The organism is Streptococcus sanguinis SK355 (assembly GCF_000212855.1).
Taxonomy (GTDB): Bacteria; Bacillota; Bacilli; order Lactobacillales; family Streptococcaceae; genus Streptococcus; species Streptococcus sanguinis_A.
In genome coordinates this window covers 128,939-146,465 of record NZ_GL890993.1, presented here as the reverse complement: position 1 = coordinate 146,465, position 17,527 = coordinate 128,939, and the positions used below count along the sequence as shown (strand labels likewise).

Sequence of the window (17,527 nt, the reverse complement as noted above, 5' to 3'; positions counted from 1 at the left end):
TTTCCTTATATTGTCAAAAAACCGGGACGAGACCCGGTTTTTTGATGTTTGATTCTTGTCAATGTTAGCAGCAAACCACTTACCGCCCAAAATCTACCACTTACTGAAAAAGCCTTGTTTCTCATTTTGAAACTGATATAATAAACGTAGAAAGTAAAGGAGGTAGCAATGAAAATTCGAGTAGAACTGGATTCGGATTTAGCGGAAGTAGAGATTGTCATCAGGGCTGCTCGATTTGATGCTCAGCTCGAGCAAATTCAGCAAGCTCTGGAGCAAGCAACGGCACCGCCCATTATTTTTTATAAGGGAGCTAGCGAATATTTTCTGGATATTGACAATATTCTCTTTTTCGAGACTGACGGTAGCAAGATTTTTGCTCATACGCGTGAGGATGCTTATGAAGTCAAGCACAAGCTCTATGAGTTGGAAGACCGCCTGCCCTATTATTTTTGTCGCATATCCAAATCCAGCATTATCAATAGTAAGGCGATTTACTCGCTGGAAAAATCCTTTTCGGGCAGTAGCAGCGTCCGTTTCTACGATACCCATAAGGAAGTGTATGTGTCTAGGCACTATTATCAAATTTTAAAAGAAAAGTTAAACGAAACGAGGTAACATCATGAGAAAAACAATATTAGGACTGGCTTGCTTACTTCTAGCAGCTTGGGTACTTTTGCAGGGGAATTTCGGGATTCCCGTTATTCACATCAATGTTTGGCCTTTGTTGGTCATTATGGGCTTTGTCTATTTTTCAGCGGAGAGCTTCTATTCTGGCAACATTCCGCTAGGTTTTATCTTTGCCATTATCGCTTTTATCATTGCTAATAGCACTTACGACCTCTTGCCCAATATCTCAGCAAGCGCAGTTAGTTTTGCTGGTATTCTAGCCTGTATCGGTGTCAATTTCTTGGTCAAACCTAGCAAAAAATGGAAATTAAGGCATTTTTCTAAACATTTTTCTGGCGAAGAAATTGGTGGCGAAGGCATTGTCTTTGGCTCAGGCACCCGTTATGTCAATAAGGACAATTTTAGCTATGATGAGCTGACTTGCTCTTTTGGTAGTGCCAAGGTTTACTTTGACAACGCTAAGATAGCTGGGGATTCAGCGACTTTTAAAGTGGAAGTTGCTTTTGGTAATGCCACTCTCTTTGTTCCAAGCTCTTGGCAGGTTGTCAGCAAGGTTGCTTGTGCTTTTGGCGGTGTTTCTCAAGTTCGCGATACCAGTGAAAAAGAAAAAACGCTCTATTTAGAAGGCAGCGTGGCTTTCGGTCATTTGAAAGTGATTTATATCTAATTATTTCTTGTTTTAAAAAGGTGATTATTTGCAAAACTTGGGAACTAGCTCTTGCCAAACTCGGTAAAGTATGGTAGACTTTATAAGTATGTGGTAAAACACCTTAAACTAATCAGGAGGATAAGTATCAATGGCTAAAGTATGTTACTTTACTGGTCGTAAGACTGTATCAGGAAACAACCGCTCTCACGCGATGAACCAAACAAAACGCGCTGTTAAACCAAATCTTCAAAAAGTTACTGTTTTGATTGACGGTAAACCTAAAAAAGTTTGGGCTTCAGCTCGTGCCCTTAAATCAGGTAAAGTTGAACGCGTTTAATCTTTATTTAAAAAGGATGGAAATTTTCCGTCCTTTTTTGCTTGGAAATTTCCGCCTAGACAGTTGATTTAGACCCTTCCTCTTTTACACCCTGTATAAAATATGGTAGAATAAACTATAAAATACTTTTGAGGTACAAATTATGACTGTGAAAATTAATACAAAAGATGGTCAAATTGAGCTGACTGATGATGTGATTGCAACAATCGTCGGTGGTGCAGCGACTGAAATTTTTGGTGTAGTTGGTATGGCCAGCAAAAATGCAATCAAGGATAATTTTCAAGCCCTTTTAGGAAAAGAAAACTATGCTAAGGGCGTGGTTGTGAAAGCGACTGATGAAGGTGATATCGCAGTTGATGTCTACACTGTCTTAAGCTATGGAGTCAAAATCAGCGAAGTTTCCAAAAACATCCAAGAGCGTGTTAAATTCAGTTTGGAAAACAAGCTCGGAATTACTGCCCATGCAGTGAATGTTTATATCCAAAATATTAAAGTCGTAGGAGAATAATCGTGGCAAATATTACTACTAGTTTATTCCAAGAAATGGTGCAAGCAGCATCTACTCGCTTAAATAAACAGGCTGAATATGTAAACTCTTTGAATGTCTTCCCAGTTCCAGATGGAGATACAGGGACCAACATGGGCATGACCATTGAAAATGGCGCCAAGGAAGTGTCAGATAAGTCTGCTTCAACAGTTGGTGAAGCGGCAGGTATCTTTGCGAAAGGTCTTTTGATGGGCGCGCGTGGTAACTCAGGAGTTATCACTTCCCAGCTTTTCCGCGGTTTTTCTCAAAGTGTGAAGGAGAATGAAGAGCTGACTGGTGAAGACCTAGCTCTGGCCTTTCAGTCTGGTGTAGAAGTGGCTTACAAGGCAGTTATGAAGCCAGTTGAGGGAACGATTTTGACTGTTTCCCGCGGTGCGGCTATCGGAGCTAAGAAGAAAGCTGAAGTCACTAATGATGCTGTAGAAGTTATGAAAGCGGCTCTTGAAGGAGCCAAGTCTGCTCTGGCTAAGACACCGGATATGCTGCCGGTTCTGAAAGAAGTTGGTGTTGTGGACTCTGGCGGTCAAGGGCTGGTCTTTATCTACGAAGGCTTCTTGTCTGCTCTTACAGGCGAATATATCGCTTCTGAGGACTTTGTGGCGACACCTGCGACCATGTCTGAGATGATCAATGCTGAGCATCATAAGTCTGTAGCTGGCCATGTGGCAACGGAAGACATCACTTACGGCTACTGTACAGAAATCATGGTGGCTCTCAAAACAGGACCAACCTATGTAAAAGATTTTGATTATGATGAATTTCGCAACTACCTCAACGATTTGGGAGATTCCCTGTTGGTAGTCAACGATGATGAAATCGTCAAAGTCCATGTTCACACTGAAGATCCAGGACTGGTTATGCAGGAAGGTCTCAAGTATGGTAGTTTGGTCAAGGTCAAGGTTGACAATATGCGCAACCAGCACGAAGCGCAGGTTGAAAAGGAAGAACGCTCAGCTAAGCCGGCTCAAGAAAAAGAATTTGCGATTATCGCTGTAGTGGCTGGTGATGGCTTGGCTGAAATCTTTAAGGCTCAGGGAGTTGACTATATCATCTCTGGCGGGCAAACCATGAACCCATCTACAGAGGACTTTATCAAAGCTGTGGAGCAAGTTAATGCTCGTAATATCATTATCTTGCCAAATAATAAAAACATCTTCATGGCAGCCCAGTCTGCAGCAGAAGTGATTGAACAGCCTGCAGCAGTGATTGAGACTCGCACAATCCCTCAAGGTTTGACCAGTCTCCTAGCTTTTGATGGCAGCAAGACTATTGAGGAAAACCAAGAGCGTATGACTGCAGCCTTGGCAGAAGTAGTTAGCGGTAGCGTGACGACTGCGGTTCGTGATACGACGATTGATGGTTTGGAAATTCATGAGAATGACAACCTTGGTATGGTGGATGGTAAGATTGTTGTTTCTAATCCAGATATGCTGACAGCTTTGAAAGAAACGTTCAGCAAGATGCTCAATGAAGACAGCGAGATTGTCTCTATCTATATCGGTGAGGATGGCAGTGAAGAGTTGGCGAGCAGTCTTGCTCAAGATTTGATGGAACAATTCGAGGATGTCGAAGTAGAAATTCATCAGGGCAGTCAGCCGGTTTATCCATATATTTTTAGCGTTGAATAGCATAAAAAGGCAATCGAAAGGTTGCCTTTTGTCATTTTGTGGAAAATACTTAGACAAGAAACTGGTATTATGTTATACTGTAACAAATAAAAAGTAAAAAAGGTGAACTATGAAAAAATTTTTCATTCTTGTTATTTCTGTTTCGGTGCTCTTGACGGGCTGCGTGTTTCCTAACTTTAGCAAGCATCGCCCTAGACATTCTTCTGAATCAGCTGCTTCTTCTAGGCGGACTAAATCCAGCTCTAGCTCCAACTCTAGTCAATCATCCAGTTCTTCTTCTGAAAGTACAGAGGTTATCTCTAAGACCTTAGTTGGAGACATTGAGGGCATTCACCATCGTGACACCATTACCTATCAGGGTAAGAAAATCTTGAATCTTCGGATGGAATTGCTTACTTCTTTACCAGAAGAAGCTAGTGCAGCTTCAGCTACCTTGACTCCAGAGGAAATGACGACTATCATTCGTGAAGGAATGCAGTCTGATTCAAACTATGTAGCAGCTAAGAGTTTGGAAGGTGTTAATATTGATTATTCAGTTACGGCAGAGAAGAAATTGCAGACCTTGATTGAAATTGATTTGCAAAAGGTCAATGTCGGAGAGGTGGAAAAGAACAGTTTCTTCCAAGGTTTTGGACTGAAGGACATTAAGGATATTACACCTGAGATGTTTATTCTGAGTCTGAAGCTCAATGGTCTCAAAGAAGAGGGACAGAGCTAAAGTTAAAAAAGCGTTTGTCTCTCATCTTGCAAATTGAGTAGCTAGTCTATTAAAAAATTTTTTAGATTAGGCTGCTTTAAGTTTAGATTCTATCTAAATTGCAACAGACATACAACTAGTCGGCGCCTCTCAACGAGGGGGGCCGGCTTTTTTCGTGTCTTCATGCAGAAGGGATACAATCAGGTTATTCCAATATTTGCTAGCTTTGTGCTCTAAAAGCAGAATAGTGACATTTGTCATGTCAGCTGGTGACAAAATCAACTAGTAGGAAAAATCTCTTTGCCTTATAATATAGTTAACAACATGATAAAAGTTTGCTGTAAGAATTAAAAAAGCATTTGGCCTTTGTTCTTCTTCCGGCCCTAGGCTTGGATGATTACAAAAAAACAAGGGGCAGACGCAGATGCGGTTATCAGATCAAAGGAGGAGCAAAATGGAACTGATTGAAGTAAAGAAGCTTTCTAAAAGCATTCGCGGTAAGGAGATTTTAAAGGATATTTCCTTTGAAATCTCCCAAGGTGACTGTGTAGCCTTGATTGGTCCCAATGGAGCAGGGAAAACGACTCTCATGGACTGTTTGTTGGGCGATAAGTTTCTGACAGCAGGTCAGGCAACAATTCAGGGGCTCAAACCAACTGACAATCATCTCAAGCAGTCGGTAGCGATTTTACCACAGGAAAATACAGTGGTGGAGGATTTGAAAGTCAAGGAACTCTTGACTTTCTTCCAAGCGATTTATCCAAATAGTCTGTCCAATCAAGAAATTGATGGCTTGCTGCAATTTACAGACAAGCAAAAGAATCAGTTGGCCAGCAAGCTGTCTGGTGGACAAAAACGTCTCTTCTCTTTTGTTCTGAGTTTGATTGGCCGTCCTAAGATTCTATTCTTGGATGAACCGACTTCAGCTATGGACACCTCCACTCGTCAGCATTTCTGGGAAATTGTTAATCAGCTCAAGCAGCAGGGAGTGACCATCGTTTATTCTTCGCACTATATCGAAGAAGTCGAGCATACGGCAGATCGGATTTTGGTGCTGCACAAGGGCGAGTTGATTCGGGACACGACGCCTTATGCCATGCGCAGTGAGGAGCAGGAAAAACACTTTACCTTGCCGCTGACTTATCAGTCTGTGCTGGAAAAACTGGATAATGTGACTGATTTAGAAATCAAGCAAAAGGCTTTATCTTTTGCTACTAGAGATGCTGGACGGGTCTGGCAGGTTCTGCAGGAACACGGCTGTACAATCGAAGAGATTGAAGTACGTAACCGTACCCTCTTGGATAGTATTTTTGAAACGACACAAGAATAGGAGAGTAATCATGAAAAATATGGCAAGTCTAATGAAGATTGAGTTGATTTTAATGAAACGGCAGGCTGCTTATTATCTCTTGTCTATTGGTTTGCCCAGCGTCTTTTACCTGATTTTCTCAGGAATGATGTCTGGAAGTGATACGCCTGAACCTGTACTTCGAGGCTATCTCTTCTCTATGACTCTTTTTAGTATCATGTCTAGTGCCTTCTTTAGCATTCCAAGCACTTTGCAGTCTGATAAAAATAATAACTGGCAAAAAATGATTCAGCATTCACCGATTTCTATGGTAAAATATTATATATCAAAGCTTTGCAGTACGCTGTTGACTTTTATGCTTTCTATCATCGTAGTCTTCTCGATTGGGCATTTTGTTCGCGGGGTTAATCTACCAATGGTAGACTGGCTTCTTATTGCCGTGATCCTTCTGGTAGGAAGTGTGGTCTTTATTGCTATGGGTGTATTGGTCAGTCTCTTGCCAAGTGCTCAGCTCATGTCTGTAGTGGGCAATATCGTCTATATGGCACTGGCTGTTCTAGGAGGTCTATGGTTCCCTCTGACTATGTTTCCAAAATGGCTCCAGCCAATCGGTAAGTTGACGCCAAGTTATCAACTGATGCAGGTTGTGTCTTCTTATCTAGAACACCATCAGTTTAATGGCAAGGCTGCTTTGATTGTTCTGATTTATACGGTTTTGGTCGGCATTCTTGTGCTGCAGCTCAAAAAGCGAATTGAGGTAAAATAAATTCATGTGGGAAAAACTTAAACAAGTCCACTATATGTTTCATATTGCGCTGGTCTTTATTATCTTTCCAGTTGCGGGAGTGATTAGCGGGGAATACCCGCTTTTCCTCTTGTTCTGGACAGCTATTTTTGTTGTGGCTTACTATGCGGTCTTGTTAAGTAACGATCGCCTTATCCAGTTTTTTTCTTGGTGGCTCTTGATTGCTTACATATATTATGGTTCTGTCTGGCTAAATACAGGTTTTACCTGGTACATTTTTTATCTATCCAATCTGCTTATTTACGAACTAGATGATATTTCTTTTAAATCCTGGCGTTTTTTGACCTTTATTGCCTTGCAGCCCATTATTGTGATGACTAATTATTTGGTGGGTAATGTTGGTCCAGCAGAGCTGATCTTCTTTATTGTAACCTTTCTCTTTTCAGATGGTTTGACTTTTGGCCTCCATCGGATTCAGACGGCAGACCGAATCAAGGAAGAAAAGGTCAAGCAAAATGCCCAGCTGAATCTGTTTCTGGCGGAGAATGAGCGCAATCGGATTGGTCGTGACTTACATGATAGTCTAGGGCATACATTTGCCATGCTCAGTGTTAAAGCGGAGCTGGCTCAGCAGTTTTTGCAGATGGAAGCCTATGACAAGGCAGCAAAAGAACTGCAGGAAGTGCAAGAGATTAGTAAAAAGTCCATGGCTGATGTTCGGCGGATTATTAACGATTTAAAGAATCGGACTCTGGACGAGGAACTAGTGACCATTCGAGCCATGCTGGAGATGAGCGGCGTTCAGGTAAAAATAGATAACCAACTCAATGTTGCCAGTGTCCCACCAAGTCAGCAGTCAACAATCAGTATGATCTTGCTGGAGGCAGCGACCAATATCATCAAGCATGCCCAAGCTAAAAAGAGCTGGTTTTCTTTAGTGAAGAAAGATGAAAAAATTGTTTTAGACATTCAGGATGATGGTTGTGGTTTTCAAAAGCTGACTGGTCGGGAGTTGCATAGTATTCGAGAGCGACTGTCTGCCTTGTCAGGAAGGCTTGAGATTCTCAGCAGTCAAAATCCGACGCGGATTCGGATTGAATTGCCATACGGAGGGAAGGAATCATGAAACTTTTGTTAGCAGAAGATCAAAGTATGCTGAGAGATGCCTTAGCTCAGCTCTTGCAGCTGCAGCCAGATGTCAAAGAAGTCTATCAGGCCGCGGATGGGCAGAAGGCCATTGACTGTCTCAAGTCAGAAACTGTTGATGTGGCTATTTTAGACGTGGAAATGCCCCACCAGACCGGCCTAGACGTTCTCGAATGGGTCAAGGCAAATCGACCAAACATCAAGGTCATCATCGTCACAACCTTCAAGCGACCGGGTTACTTTGAGCGAGCTGTTAAGGCGGATGTGGATGCTTATGTGCTCAAAGAGCGCAGCATTGCGGATTTAATGAAGACCATCCACACTGTTCTAGATGGGCAAAAGGAATATTCGCCGGAATTGATGGAGGTACTGATGACCAGTAGGAACCCCCTCTCTCAGCAGGAGAGGCTAGTCCTACAAGCAGCAGCGGATGGCCTGTCCAATAAAGAAATTGCTGAAAAACTCTTCCTGTCAAATGGAACGGTTCGCAACTACATGTCTGCTATTTTGACCAAGCTAGATGCTGAAAATCGAACAGAAGCAGTCCGAATCGGGCAAGATAAAGGCTGGTTATAGCTGGTAGGAGCTTGAGAGGAATCAGATATATTGGCATATCAAGAAAAAACATTATTTCTTTTCCTTTAATCTCCAATCTTGTGGAGGCGAGCTATCGACCATTCAGAGATAATGAACTAAAAAATTGAAAAAAGAAACAGGTTTTCTATACCATAGTTAGGTAGAAGACCTGTTTCTTTTGTTTTGTATAATCTAAGAATGAATTATCATTCTTGCTACAGTTTTTGCTTGTCTTAGGGAAGCAGCCTTAGTCAGTCTTACGATTGACAGAAAAGTAGAGATAAATTAGTCCGATCAAGCCGATAGGTATGGAAAAAAGCCAGATGATAAAGAAGCGAATGATTTTCCAAATAATCATGATAAGGACAGGAATGAGAAAAATGTTGTCCCCTATAATCAAATCAACGATGCTTTCATAGACAAACATGGCAAAAGGATAAAAGAGCGTAAAACTCAGATAAAGAAGCCAGACAGGAAGAGGTGTGCTGAAACCTTTTAGCATAACAAATAGTAGCCCAAAAAAAGCAAAGCTAAAAATGTAGTGACGAATCAGCCAAGAACGGTCAAGACTTCTGAAAATATTAAGAAATTTCTCCATTGTTGACCTCCATTGATAAATTAATAGCATTATTATACCACTAAAGAAAAAGGAAGTCCATAGAAAATAAAAGCAATAGTGTAAGAAGGTTGTTTTCCTGTTTACAGAGAAAAGGCAAACCCTGATATGGAAGCAGCATGCTCTTATTCGGTTTCTTTGGAAAATTTTCCCTTTTCATCTGATAAATCGCTAAAAAAATGTAGAAAAATATTCTGCATGGCTTGCAATTTTTTTCAAAAATGTTATCATAGTAGAAAGCTTTTTGAATTTTTAGAAAATTGTAAATAAATGAAAGGGGAAAAATGGAGAAAATCAAATTAGAAACTCCTAAGACAGGTTCAGAGCTTGTTTTAGAAACCTTGAAGAGTCTTGGTGTTGATACGATTTTTGGCTATCCTGGCGGAGCAGTACTGCCGCTTTATGATGCTATTTATAGTTTTGAAGGCATCCATCATATTCTAGGCCGCCATGAGCAAGGCTGTGTACACGAAGCAGAAGGCTATGCTAAGTCTACTGGGAAAATCGGAGTAGCAGTTGTGACCAGCGGTCCGGGAGCGACCAATGCCATTACTGGTATTGCCGATGCCATGAGTGATAGCGTCCCCCTTTTAGTCTTTACTGGTCAAGTAGCCAAGACTGGAATCGGTAAAGATGCTTTTCAGGAAGCGGATATTGTCGGTATTACGACCCCTATTACAAAGTACAATTACCAGGTTCGGGAGACGGCGGAAATTCCGCGCATCATTACAGAAGCTATTCACATTGCGACGACAGGTCGTCCTGGGCCAGTCGTTATTGATTTGCCTAAGGATGTCTCCGCTCTGGAAACGGACTTTATCTATGACAGCAAGTTGCATCTGCCGAGTTATCAGCCGACTATTGAGCCCAATGAATTGCAGATTAAGAAGATTATCAAGCAGATTTCTAAGGCTAAAAAGCCGGTTCTTCTTTCAGGAGGCGGTATTAGTTATGCTGAGGCAGCAGCAGAGCTGGTTGCTTTGGCGGAGCGGTATCAGATTCCAGTAGTCACTACCTTGTTGGGCCAGGGAACCATTGCGACAGACCATCCTTTGTTCTTAGGTATGGGCGGAATGCACGGTTCTTTTGCAGCCAATATTGCCATGACTGAGGCCGACTTTATGATTAGTATCGGCTGCCGTTTTGATGACCGTCTGACCGGTAATCCGAAAACCTTTGCCAAGAATGCTAAAGTAGCACATATTGATATCGATCCAGCGGAAATTGGAAAGATTATCAGTGTGGACATCCCTATCGTAGGAGATGCGAAGAAAGCCCTGCAGATGCTACTCAATGAAGAGCAAGTACATAACAATACCAGCCAGTGGATTGAAAAAGTAACCCAGGACAAGGAGCGAGTCCGCTCATACGATAAGAAAGAACGTGTTGTCCAGCCTCAGGCTGTCATTGAGCGTGTGGGCGAGCTGACCAAGGGCGATGCCATCGTCGTAACAGATGTCGGCCAGCACCAAATGTGGACCGCCCAATATTATCCATACAAAAACGAGCGCCAACTGGTAACATCTGGCGGTCTGGGAACCATGGGCTTCGGCGTTCCAGCAGCGATTGGGGCCAAGATTGCCAATCCGGATAAGGAAGTGGTGCTCTTTGTCGGAGACGGTGGTTATCAGATGACCAACCAAGAGATGGCTATTCTCAATATCTATAAGATTCCGATTAAGGTCATCATGCTCAACAATCATTCGCTAGGCATGGTGCGCCAGTGGCAGGAAGCTTTCTATGATGGTCGTACCTCTGAGTCTGTCTTTGATACTTTGCCAGATTTCCAGCTCATGGCTCAGGCTTATGGTGTTAAAGCTTATAAATTTGACAATCCGGAGACCATTGTTCAGGATTTGGAAGTCCTGAAGGAAGATATACCAATGTTTATCGAGGTAGATATCTCTCGCAAGGAGCACGTTCTTCCAATGGTGCCGGCTGGCAAGAGCAATCATGAGATGTTGGGGGTGAAGTTCCATGCGTAGAATGTTGACAGCTAAACTCCAAAACCGTTCGGGTGTCCTAAACCGCTTCACGGGTGTTCTTTCCAGACGTCAGGTCAATATTGAGAGTATCTCAGTTGGAATGACGGAAAATCCGGAAGTCTCCCGTATCACCATCATCATTGATGTGGCTTCGTTGGCAGAGGTCGAGCAGATCATCAAGCAGCTCAATCGTCAGATTGATGTGATTCGGGTTCGAGATATCACGGACCGCCCTCACTTAGAGCGCGAAGTGATTTTGGTTAAGGTCTCAGCTCCAGCTGATAAGCGGGCAGAGATTCTGTCTATTATCCAGCCATTCCGGGCGACAGTTGTGGATGTAGCACCTAGCTCCATTACCGTTCAGATGACTGGTGATGCGGAGAAGAGCGAGGCTCTGCTTCGGGTCATCCGCCCATATGGTATCAAAAATATTGCTCGGACTGGGGCAACAGGCTTTACCCGAGATTAAATCAAACCTTTAATTTGTTAAAACCGCCTAACAGGCAAGAAAAATAGAAAAGAGAGTAAAACTTATGGCAGTAACAATGGAATACGAAAAAGATGTAAAAGTAGCAGCACTTGACGGTAAGAAAATTGCCGTAATTGGCTATGGATCACAAGGTCATGCCCATGCACAAAACTTGCGTGATACAGGCCACGATGTGATTATCGGTGTTCGACCTGGTAAGTCATTTGACAAGGCTAAAGAAGATGGCTTTGATACTTATACAGTAGCAGAAGCTGCTAAATTGGCTGATGTCATCATGATTTTGGCTCCGGATGAAATCCAAAGAGATTTGTATGAAGCAGAAATCGCGCCAAATCTGGAAGCAGGCAATGCTGTTGGTTTTGCTCATGGTTTCAATATCCATTTTGAGTTTATCAAAGTTCCTGCCGATGTAGATGTCTTCATGTGTGCTCCGAAAGGTCCTGGTCACTTGGTTCGCCGTACCTTTGAAGAAGGCTTTGGTGTGCCAGCTTTATACGCGGTTTACCAAGACGCTACTGGAAATGCCAAAGATATCGCAATGGACTGGTGTAAAGGTGTTGGTTCAGCTCGTGTTGGACTTCTTGAAACAACTTACAAAGAAGAAACAGAAGAAGATCTCTTTGGTGAACAAGCTGTTCTCTGTGGTGGCTTGACTGCCCTGATCGAAGCAGGTTTCGAAGTATTGACTGAAGCGGGTTATGCACCAGAATTGGCTTACTTTGAAGTGCTTCATGAAATGAAATTGATCGTTGACTTGATCTATGAAGGTGGCTTCAAGAAGATGCGCCAATCTATCTCAAATACAGCTGAATATGGTGACTATGTATCTGGTCCGCGCGTGATTACTGAGCAAGTCAAAGAAAACATGAAGGCGGTCTTGGCTGATATCCAAAACGGTAAATTTGCTAACGACTTCGTTGACGACTATAAAGCTGGCCGTCCGAAACTCACTGCTTTCCGTGAGCAAGCTGCTAATCTGGAGATTGAAAAAGTCGGTGCAGAATTGCGTAAAGCAATGCCATTCGTTGGTAAAAACGACGACGATGCCTTCAAGATTTATAATTAAGATAAAGAGCAGATAAGACATTAGGGGTTGGAATGCGAATTCCCAGCCCCTTGTTTTGCTTGATAGAGAATAAACTGGAAAGACAGGGAAGGAAGAAACATGCTCAGAGCAAAAGATATCACGCATGCTCATAAAGTGTTAAAAGATGTGGTTGTCAATACACCGCTTGACTACGATCACTATTTGTCAGAGAAGTATCAGGCTAAAATTTACCTGAAGAAAGAAAATATGCAGCGGGTGCGTTCTTTTAAACTCCGCGGGGCTTATTACGCTATTTCTCAACTTAGCGAAGAGGAACGTCAGCGTGGAGTTGTCTGCGCTTCTGCGGGCAATCACGCCCAAGGAGTGGCCTATACATGTAAGGAAATGAAAATTCCAGCAACCATTTTTATGCCAATCACGACCCCTCAGCAGAAGATTAGTCAGGTTCGCTTCTTTGGCGGTGAATTTGTGGAAATTAAATTGGTTGGAGATACCTTTGATGCTTCGGCCAAGGCAGCGCTTGATTATACTAAGACTGAAAATCGCACCTTTATCGATCCTTTTGATAATGAAGATGTCCAAGCTGGTCAAGGGACTGTAGCCTATGAAATCTTAGATGAGGCCAAGAGAGAAGCTATTACTTTTGATGCAGTTTTGGTACCAGTTGGAGGCGGCGGCCTGATATCAGGAGTCTCAACCTATATCAAAGAAAGTCAGCCAACTATTGAAGTTATTGGTGTGGAAGCCAACGGTGCCCGCAGTATGAAAGCAGCCTTTGAAGCAGGTGGTCCAGTCAAGCTTAAAGAAATCGATAAATTTGCGGATGGTATCGCAGTCCAGAAAGTCGGTGCATCAACCTATGAAGTAACACAAAAGAATGTTCAAAATCTTATTGGTGTAGACGAAGGGCTTATTTCAGAGACCATCATTGACCTATACTCTAAGCAAGGGATTGTCGCAGAGCCAGCTGGTGCTGCCAGTGTCGCAGCTTTGGAAGTCCTGAGCGAGTTTATCAAGGGGAAGACTATCTGCTGCATTATCTCAGGTGGGAATAATGACATCAACCGCATGCCAGAGATGGAAGAGCGGGCACTTATTTATGATGGGATTAAGCACTATTTTGTGGTTAACTTCCCGCAGCGTCCTGGTGCCCTGCGTGAATTCGTAAATGATATTTTAGGGCCTAATGACGACATCACTCGTTTTGAATATATCAAACGGGCAAGCAAGGGAACGGGTCCGGTTCTCATTGGTATTGCTCTGGCAGATAAGCATGATTATGCTTCTTTGATTAACCGTGTTGAGCAGTTCGATCCCTCCTTTATCAATCTGAACGGAAATGAAACACTCTACAATATGCTTGTCTAATTCTAAAGATATTTTAGCCTAATTTGTATGCTTTCGTTTGAAACTGCAAATTAAATATGTTAGAATATACTATAGTGAATCAAGGAGGCTTGAACATGTTTTTTATTCCATTTTTCTTTATCATATTGATTATAATCTTTGTATTCTTGATGCTTAGTGCAGTCTATGTGGTTCGTCAGCAATCTGTGGCAATCATTGAGCGTTTTGGACGCTATCACAAAACCAGCAGCAGCGGTATCAATTTCCGTCTTCCTTTAGGGATTGACAAGATAGCGGCTCGCGTTCAGCTGCGTTTGCTGCAGAGCGAGATTATCGTTGAGACTAAGACACAGGATAACGTGTTTGTAACCATGAATGTTGCGACTCAATATCGTGTAAATGAAAACAACGTGATTGACGCTTATTACAAGCTTATGCGTCCTGAAGCACAGATTAAGTCCTATATCGAAGATGCCCTTCGTTCCTCCGTTCCAAAACTGACCTTGGATGAGCTCTTTGAAAAGAAGGACGAAATTGCCCTAGAAGTCCAAAAACAAGTGGCTGAAGAAATGTCGACCTATGGTTACATTATTGTCAAAACCTTGATTACCAAGGTTGAACCGGACGCTGAAGTTAAACAGTCTATGAACGAAATCAATGCGGCCCAGCGTAAGCGCGTGGCTGCTCAGGAATTGGCAGAGGCCGACAAGATTAAGATTGTGACAGCTGCCTCTGCAGAAGCTGAGAAAGACCGCCTGCATGGGGTTGGTATTGCCGAGCAGCGGAAGGCCATTGTGGATGGTTTGGCAGACTCTATCAAGGAATTGAAGGGGGCCAATATTGAGTTGACAGAAGAGCAGATTATGTCTATTCTTTTGACCAACCAGTACCTGGATACTCTGAATAATTTTGCAGATAGTTCGGGTAATAATACCATCTTCCTTCCGGCTAATCCAGAAGGAGTCGAAAGTATTCGGACTCAGATACTTTCAGCCCTCAAAGCTAAGTAAAGAAAATTCAGAATTATTTAATTTGTTCGAATTTGGTTTGTTTAAGTTGACAAACTGTATAAAAACAATTATAGTAGTTGATGTAGCTAGAATAGAGAGGAGTAAGAAATGGCTAAATCTAATTTCGAGAAAGTAGAATCTGTTGTTAGTTGGGTACGTGATAAGAAGATCACCGGTTACCGTATTAGTAAAGAAACAAATGCACGTGAAATGTCTATCATTGCTCTTGCTCAAGGACGTGCAAAAGTGAAAAATATCTCTTTTGAAACAGCTCTTGGCTTGATTGATTTCTACGACAAAAACCATGAAAAATTTGAAGACTAAACTTCAAAATCGTGCAACTGATATTGCTCATTAAATAAAAAAAGGAATCTGGACTTAGTTCCAGATTCCTTTTTTGCTTTTGAAAATAGAAGTAATTTAGCTGAGGAAGCGTTGCAGGAATTCTTTGGTTCTTTCTTCTTTGGGATTGGTGAAGATATCCTGCGGGCTGCCAGCTTCAGCGATAACGCCCTTGTCCATAAAGATAACACGGCTAGAGACATCACGGGCAAATTCCATTTCGTGGGTTACAACAATCATTGTCAGCCCTTCCTGAGCCAGTTCTTTCATAATTTTCAGAACTTCACCAACCATTTCAGGGTCGAGAGCTGAAGTCGGCTCGTCAAAGAGGATAGCATCAGGATTCATGGAGAGGGCGCGGGCAATAGCGACCCGCTGTTTCTGACCGCCTGAGAGTTGCTTAGGCTTGGCTTGCCAGTATTGCTCGCCCATTCCAACCTTGTTGAGGTTTTCTTTGGCAATTTTTTCGGCTTCTGACCGTTCTTTTTTCAGAACTGTTGTCTGAGCGACGATGGTATTTTCCAGAACATTAAGATTTTCAAAGAGATTGAAAGACTGAAAGACCATGCCCAGCTTTTCACGGTAATGGGTCAAGTCATAATTCTCGTCCAAGACATTCTTACCGCGATAGAAAATCTGACCGCCAGTTGGTGTCTCCAAAAGATTAATAGAGCGCAGGAAGGTTGATTTTCCGCTGCCGGAGCTGCCGATGATGGAAATCACTTCTCCTTTATGAACGGTGAGGGAGATGTTCTTGAGGACTTGGTTTTCACCGTAGGACTTTTTGAGGTTTTTAATTTCTAAAATGGTTTCTGTCATGATTTCACTTCTCCTGTCTGCATTTGATTGGCCCCTGTCGTGTAGTTGTCTGTGTCGAAGCGTTTTTCAACATAGCGCAGGATGCGTGTCACGCTGAATGTCAGGACAAAGTAGATTACAGCGATAATGGTAAAGGTTTGGAAGTATTGGTAGGTCTGGGTAGCGATAGTATTTCCAGAGAAATAAAGCTCAACTACCGAGATAACGTTCAACACGGATGTATCCTTGATGTTGATGACAAATTCGTTACCAGTTGCGGGCAGAATATTGCGGACAACCTGAGGCAGTACAATCTTGCGCATGGTCTGGCCATGGGTCATACCCAGTGCTGTTGCGGCCTCGAATTGCCCCTTATCAACGGCAAAAATACCACCGCGGACAATCTCGCTCATATAAGCTCCCGTATTGATGGAGACGATGAAAATGGCAGCGATAGTCCGGTCGATAGAGATTCCGAAAGCCTGGGCAGTTCCGTAGTAGATAACCATGGACTGAACAATCATTGGAGTTCCGCGGAAAATCTCAATATAAACATTTAAGAACCAGCCGAAGATTTTTTGCAGTGATGCTAAGAGTTTATTCTTAGAAGCTGGTGCCGTCCGAAAAACGCCAATCAGCAGTCCGATGATGAGACCTGCGATGGTCCCTGTAATCGAAATGAGTAGAGTCAAACCAGCTCCGCGTAGGAATTGCGGCCAGTTTTCAGCCAGGATCTTAGCAACTTGACTGAAGAATGATTCGTTAGATGCTTCACTATCCGTGTCGACAGGCTGTTTCTGAATCATCTCATCCATTAGCTTGACTTGGTCATTGGTGGTAATCTTAGCGATAGCTGCATTGGCCTGCTCGATACGGTCGTCATCCTTGCGCATCCCAATGGCAATGGAAGCATCCTCTTCGCCAACTTCAAAGCCTTTCTCAAACTGAATCATTTTGAAGTTGGAATTGGCAGTCTCAGCAGTCAAGGCTTCTGGCTGCTCAGAGATATAGCCATCAATAACTCCAGATTCCAGGGCTTGACGCATCTGGGCAAAATCGCCCATAGCTGTTTCTTTTTTGGCGCCAGGTAGCTGGTCAATGAGATTGTAGAGGTAAACTCCTTGCTGGGAGGTGATTTTAGCGTCTTTGAAGTCTTCTAGAGTCTTAGCGGATGCATATTTTCCATCTTTACGAACTAGGAGAACTGGCTCGCTGGTGTAGTAACTGTTGGAAAAGGCGATTTCCTTTTTCCGCTCGGCAGTCGGACTCATACCAGCAATAATCATATCAATCTTGCCAGAGGTCAGAGCAGGAATTAAACCATTCCAAGAAGTCTTGACAACCAGAGGTTCCTTGCCCATCTCTTGTGCAATTTTTTTGGCAATCTGCACATCGTATCCGTTGGCATATTGGTTGGTGCCTTCGATTTTTACAGCACCGTTGGAATCATCATCCTGAGTCCAGTTGAAAGGAGCGTAGGCTGCCTCCATACCGATTCTCAGATAGTCATCGGCCTGAATAACATGGACCGTTCCTAAGGTGACCAGGAGGGCTGTAAATAAAGTGAGTAATAATTTCTTCATGGGTTTCTCCTGCTTATCTAATAATAGTTCTTCCTATTCTATCGAAA

Annotated in this window: 19 protein-coding genes; 16 read left to right on the top strand and 3 right to left on the bottom strand. The window is 42.8% G+C overall.

The window, feature by feature from the left end; genetic code table 11:
* The first annotated feature begins 168 nt into the window (after nucleotides 1-168).
* The 10 genes from HMPREF9389_RS10500 (at nucleotide 169) to HMPREF9389_RS10545 (ending at nucleotide 8,261) form a co-directional block, all read left to right on the top strand.
* Nucleotides 169-615 carry a LytTR family DNA-binding domain-containing protein gene (locus tag HMPREF9389_RS10500; protein WP_002908049.1) on the top strand — a complete coding sequence of 149 codons (447 nt, stop codon included), beginning with the start codon at nucleotides 169-171 and terminating at the stop codon, nucleotides 613-615.
* Nucleotides 616-619: 4 nt separating this feature from the next.
* The gene (locus HMPREF9389_RS10505) at nucleotides 620-1,294 is read left to right on the top strand and encodes a LiaF transmembrane domain-containing protein (protein WP_002908050.1); all 675 of its coding nucleotides are present in this window, start codon (nucleotides 620-622) and stop codon (nucleotides 1,292-1,294) included.
* Nucleotides 1,295-1,424: 130 nt separating this feature from the next.
* Entirely contained in the window at nucleotides 1,425-1,613 is a 189-nt protein-coding gene (rpmB, locus tag HMPREF9389_RS10510) for a 50S ribosomal protein L28 (protein ID WP_001140948.1), read from the top strand.
* A gap of 142 nt (nucleotides 1,614-1,755) precedes the next feature.
* Nucleotides 1,756-2,121: an Asp23/Gls24 family envelope stress response protein gene (locus tag HMPREF9389_RS10515; RefSeq protein WP_002893676.1), complete on the top strand. Its 366-nt coding sequence runs from the start codon at nucleotides 1,756-1,758 to the stop codon at nucleotides 2,119-2,121.
* A gap of 2 nt (nucleotides 2,122-2,123) precedes the next feature.
* Nucleotides 2,124-3,788: a DAK2 domain-containing protein gene (locus tag HMPREF9389_RS10520; RefSeq protein WP_002927698.1), complete on the top strand. Its 1,665-nt coding sequence runs from the start codon at nucleotides 2,124-2,126 to the stop codon at nucleotides 3,786-3,788.
* A gap of 109 nt (nucleotides 3,789-3,897) precedes the next feature.
* Complete coding sequence (locus tag HMPREF9389_RS10525; protein WP_002927692.1) at nucleotides 3,898-4,506, top strand: SP0191 family lipoprotein; 609 nt, start codon at nucleotides 3,898-3,900, stop codon at nucleotides 4,504-4,506.
* A gap of 433 nt (nucleotides 4,507-4,939) precedes the next feature.
* Entirely contained in the window at nucleotides 4,940-5,815 is an 876-nt protein-coding gene (locus HMPREF9389_RS10530) for an ABC transporter ATP-binding protein (protein ID WP_002927690.1), read from the top strand.
* 10 nt (nucleotides 5,816-5,825) lie between these two features.
* Entirely contained in the window at nucleotides 5,826-6,560 is a 735-nt protein-coding gene (locus tag HMPREF9389_RS10535) for an ABC transporter permease (protein ID WP_002927687.1), read from the top strand.
* A 4-nt stretch (nucleotides 6,561-6,564) separates the two neighbouring features.
* Entirely contained in the window at nucleotides 6,565-7,665 is a 1,101-nt protein-coding gene (locus HMPREF9389_RS10540; RefSeq protein WP_002927685.1) for a sensor histidine kinase, read from the top strand.
* Entirely contained in the window at nucleotides 7,662-8,261 is a 600-nt protein-coding gene (locus HMPREF9389_RS10545) for a response regulator transcription factor (protein ID WP_002927683.1), read from the top strand. Before HMPREF9389_RS10540 ends, HMPREF9389_RS10545 begins: the two co-directional genes overlap by 4 nt.
* A gap of 247 nt (nucleotides 8,262-8,508) precedes the next feature.
* Here HMPREF9389_RS10545 and HMPREF9389_RS10550 read toward each other — a convergent pair whose 3' ends face one another.
* Nucleotides 8,509-8,859, bottom strand: a complete 351-nt coding sequence (locus tag HMPREF9389_RS10550) for a hypothetical protein (protein WP_002893665.1) — start codon at nucleotides 8,857-8,859, stop codon at nucleotides 8,509-8,511.
* A 302-nt stretch (nucleotides 8,860-9,161) separates the two neighbouring features.
* Between HMPREF9389_RS10550 and HMPREF9389_RS10555 the strand changes: the two genes are divergently transcribed.
* The 6 genes from HMPREF9389_RS10555 to HMPREF9389_RS10580 all read left to right on the top strand — a co-directional run bounded on the left by HMPREF9389_RS10555 (nucleotide 9,162) and on the right by HMPREF9389_RS10580 (nucleotide 15,081).
* Complete coding sequence (locus HMPREF9389_RS10555) at nucleotides 9,162-10,862, top strand: acetolactate synthase large subunit (protein WP_002927679.1); 1,701 nt, start codon at nucleotides 9,162-9,164, stop codon at nucleotides 10,860-10,862.
* Nucleotides 10,855-11,331 carry an acetolactate synthase small subunit gene (gene ilvN, locus HMPREF9389_RS10560; RefSeq protein WP_002927678.1) on the top strand — a complete coding sequence of 159 codons (477 nt, stop codon included), beginning with the start codon at nucleotides 10,855-10,857 and terminating at the stop codon, nucleotides 11,329-11,331. The genes HMPREF9389_RS10555 and ilvN overlap by 8 nt, the downstream gene beginning before the upstream one ends.
* A gap of 64 nt (nucleotides 11,332-11,395) precedes the next feature.
* A complete protein-coding gene (gene ilvC / locus HMPREF9389_RS10565) occupies nucleotides 11,396-12,418 on the top strand; it encodes a ketol-acid reductoisomerase (protein WP_002927675.1) in 1,023 nt (340 codons plus the stop codon).
* Nucleotides 12,419-12,517: 99 nt separating this feature from the next.
* Complete coding sequence (ilvA, locus tag HMPREF9389_RS10570) at nucleotides 12,518-13,768, top strand: threonine ammonia-lyase IlvA (protein WP_002927674.1); 1,251 nt, start codon at nucleotides 12,518-12,520, stop codon at nucleotides 13,766-13,768.
* 56 nt (nucleotides 13,769-13,824) lie between these two features.
* Nucleotides 13,825-14,757 carry an SPFH domain-containing protein gene (locus tag HMPREF9389_RS10575; RefSeq protein ID WP_002927673.1) on the top strand — a complete coding sequence of 311 codons (933 nt, stop codon included), beginning with the start codon at nucleotides 13,825-13,827 and terminating at the stop codon, nucleotides 14,755-14,757.
* Between the two features lie 108 nt (nucleotides 14,758-14,865).
* Nucleotides 14,866-15,081 (top strand): hypothetical protein, encoded by a 216-nt coding sequence (locus tag HMPREF9389_RS10580; protein ID WP_002893653.1) that lies wholly within the window; start codon nucleotides 14,866-14,868, stop codon nucleotides 15,079-15,081.
* 96 nt (nucleotides 15,082-15,177) lie between these two features.
* On the opposite strand, the gene HMPREF9389_RS10585 is transcribed toward HMPREF9389_RS10580, so the two are convergent.
* Together HMPREF9389_RS10585 and HMPREF9389_RS10590 are read right to left on the bottom strand one after the other, a co-directional pair.
* Nucleotides 15,178-15,918, bottom strand: coding sequence for an amino acid ABC transporter ATP-binding protein (locus tag HMPREF9389_RS10585; protein WP_002927672.1), 741 nt, complete (start codon nucleotides 15,916-15,918; stop codon nucleotides 15,178-15,180).
* A complete protein-coding gene (locus HMPREF9389_RS10590; RefSeq protein ID WP_002927671.1) occupies nucleotides 15,915-17,480 on the bottom strand; it encodes an ABC transporter substrate-binding protein/permease in 1,566 nt (521 codons plus the stop codon). Before HMPREF9389_RS10590 ends, HMPREF9389_RS10585 begins: the two co-directional genes overlap by 4 nt.
* Nucleotides 17,481-17,527: the final 47 nt, after the last annotated feature.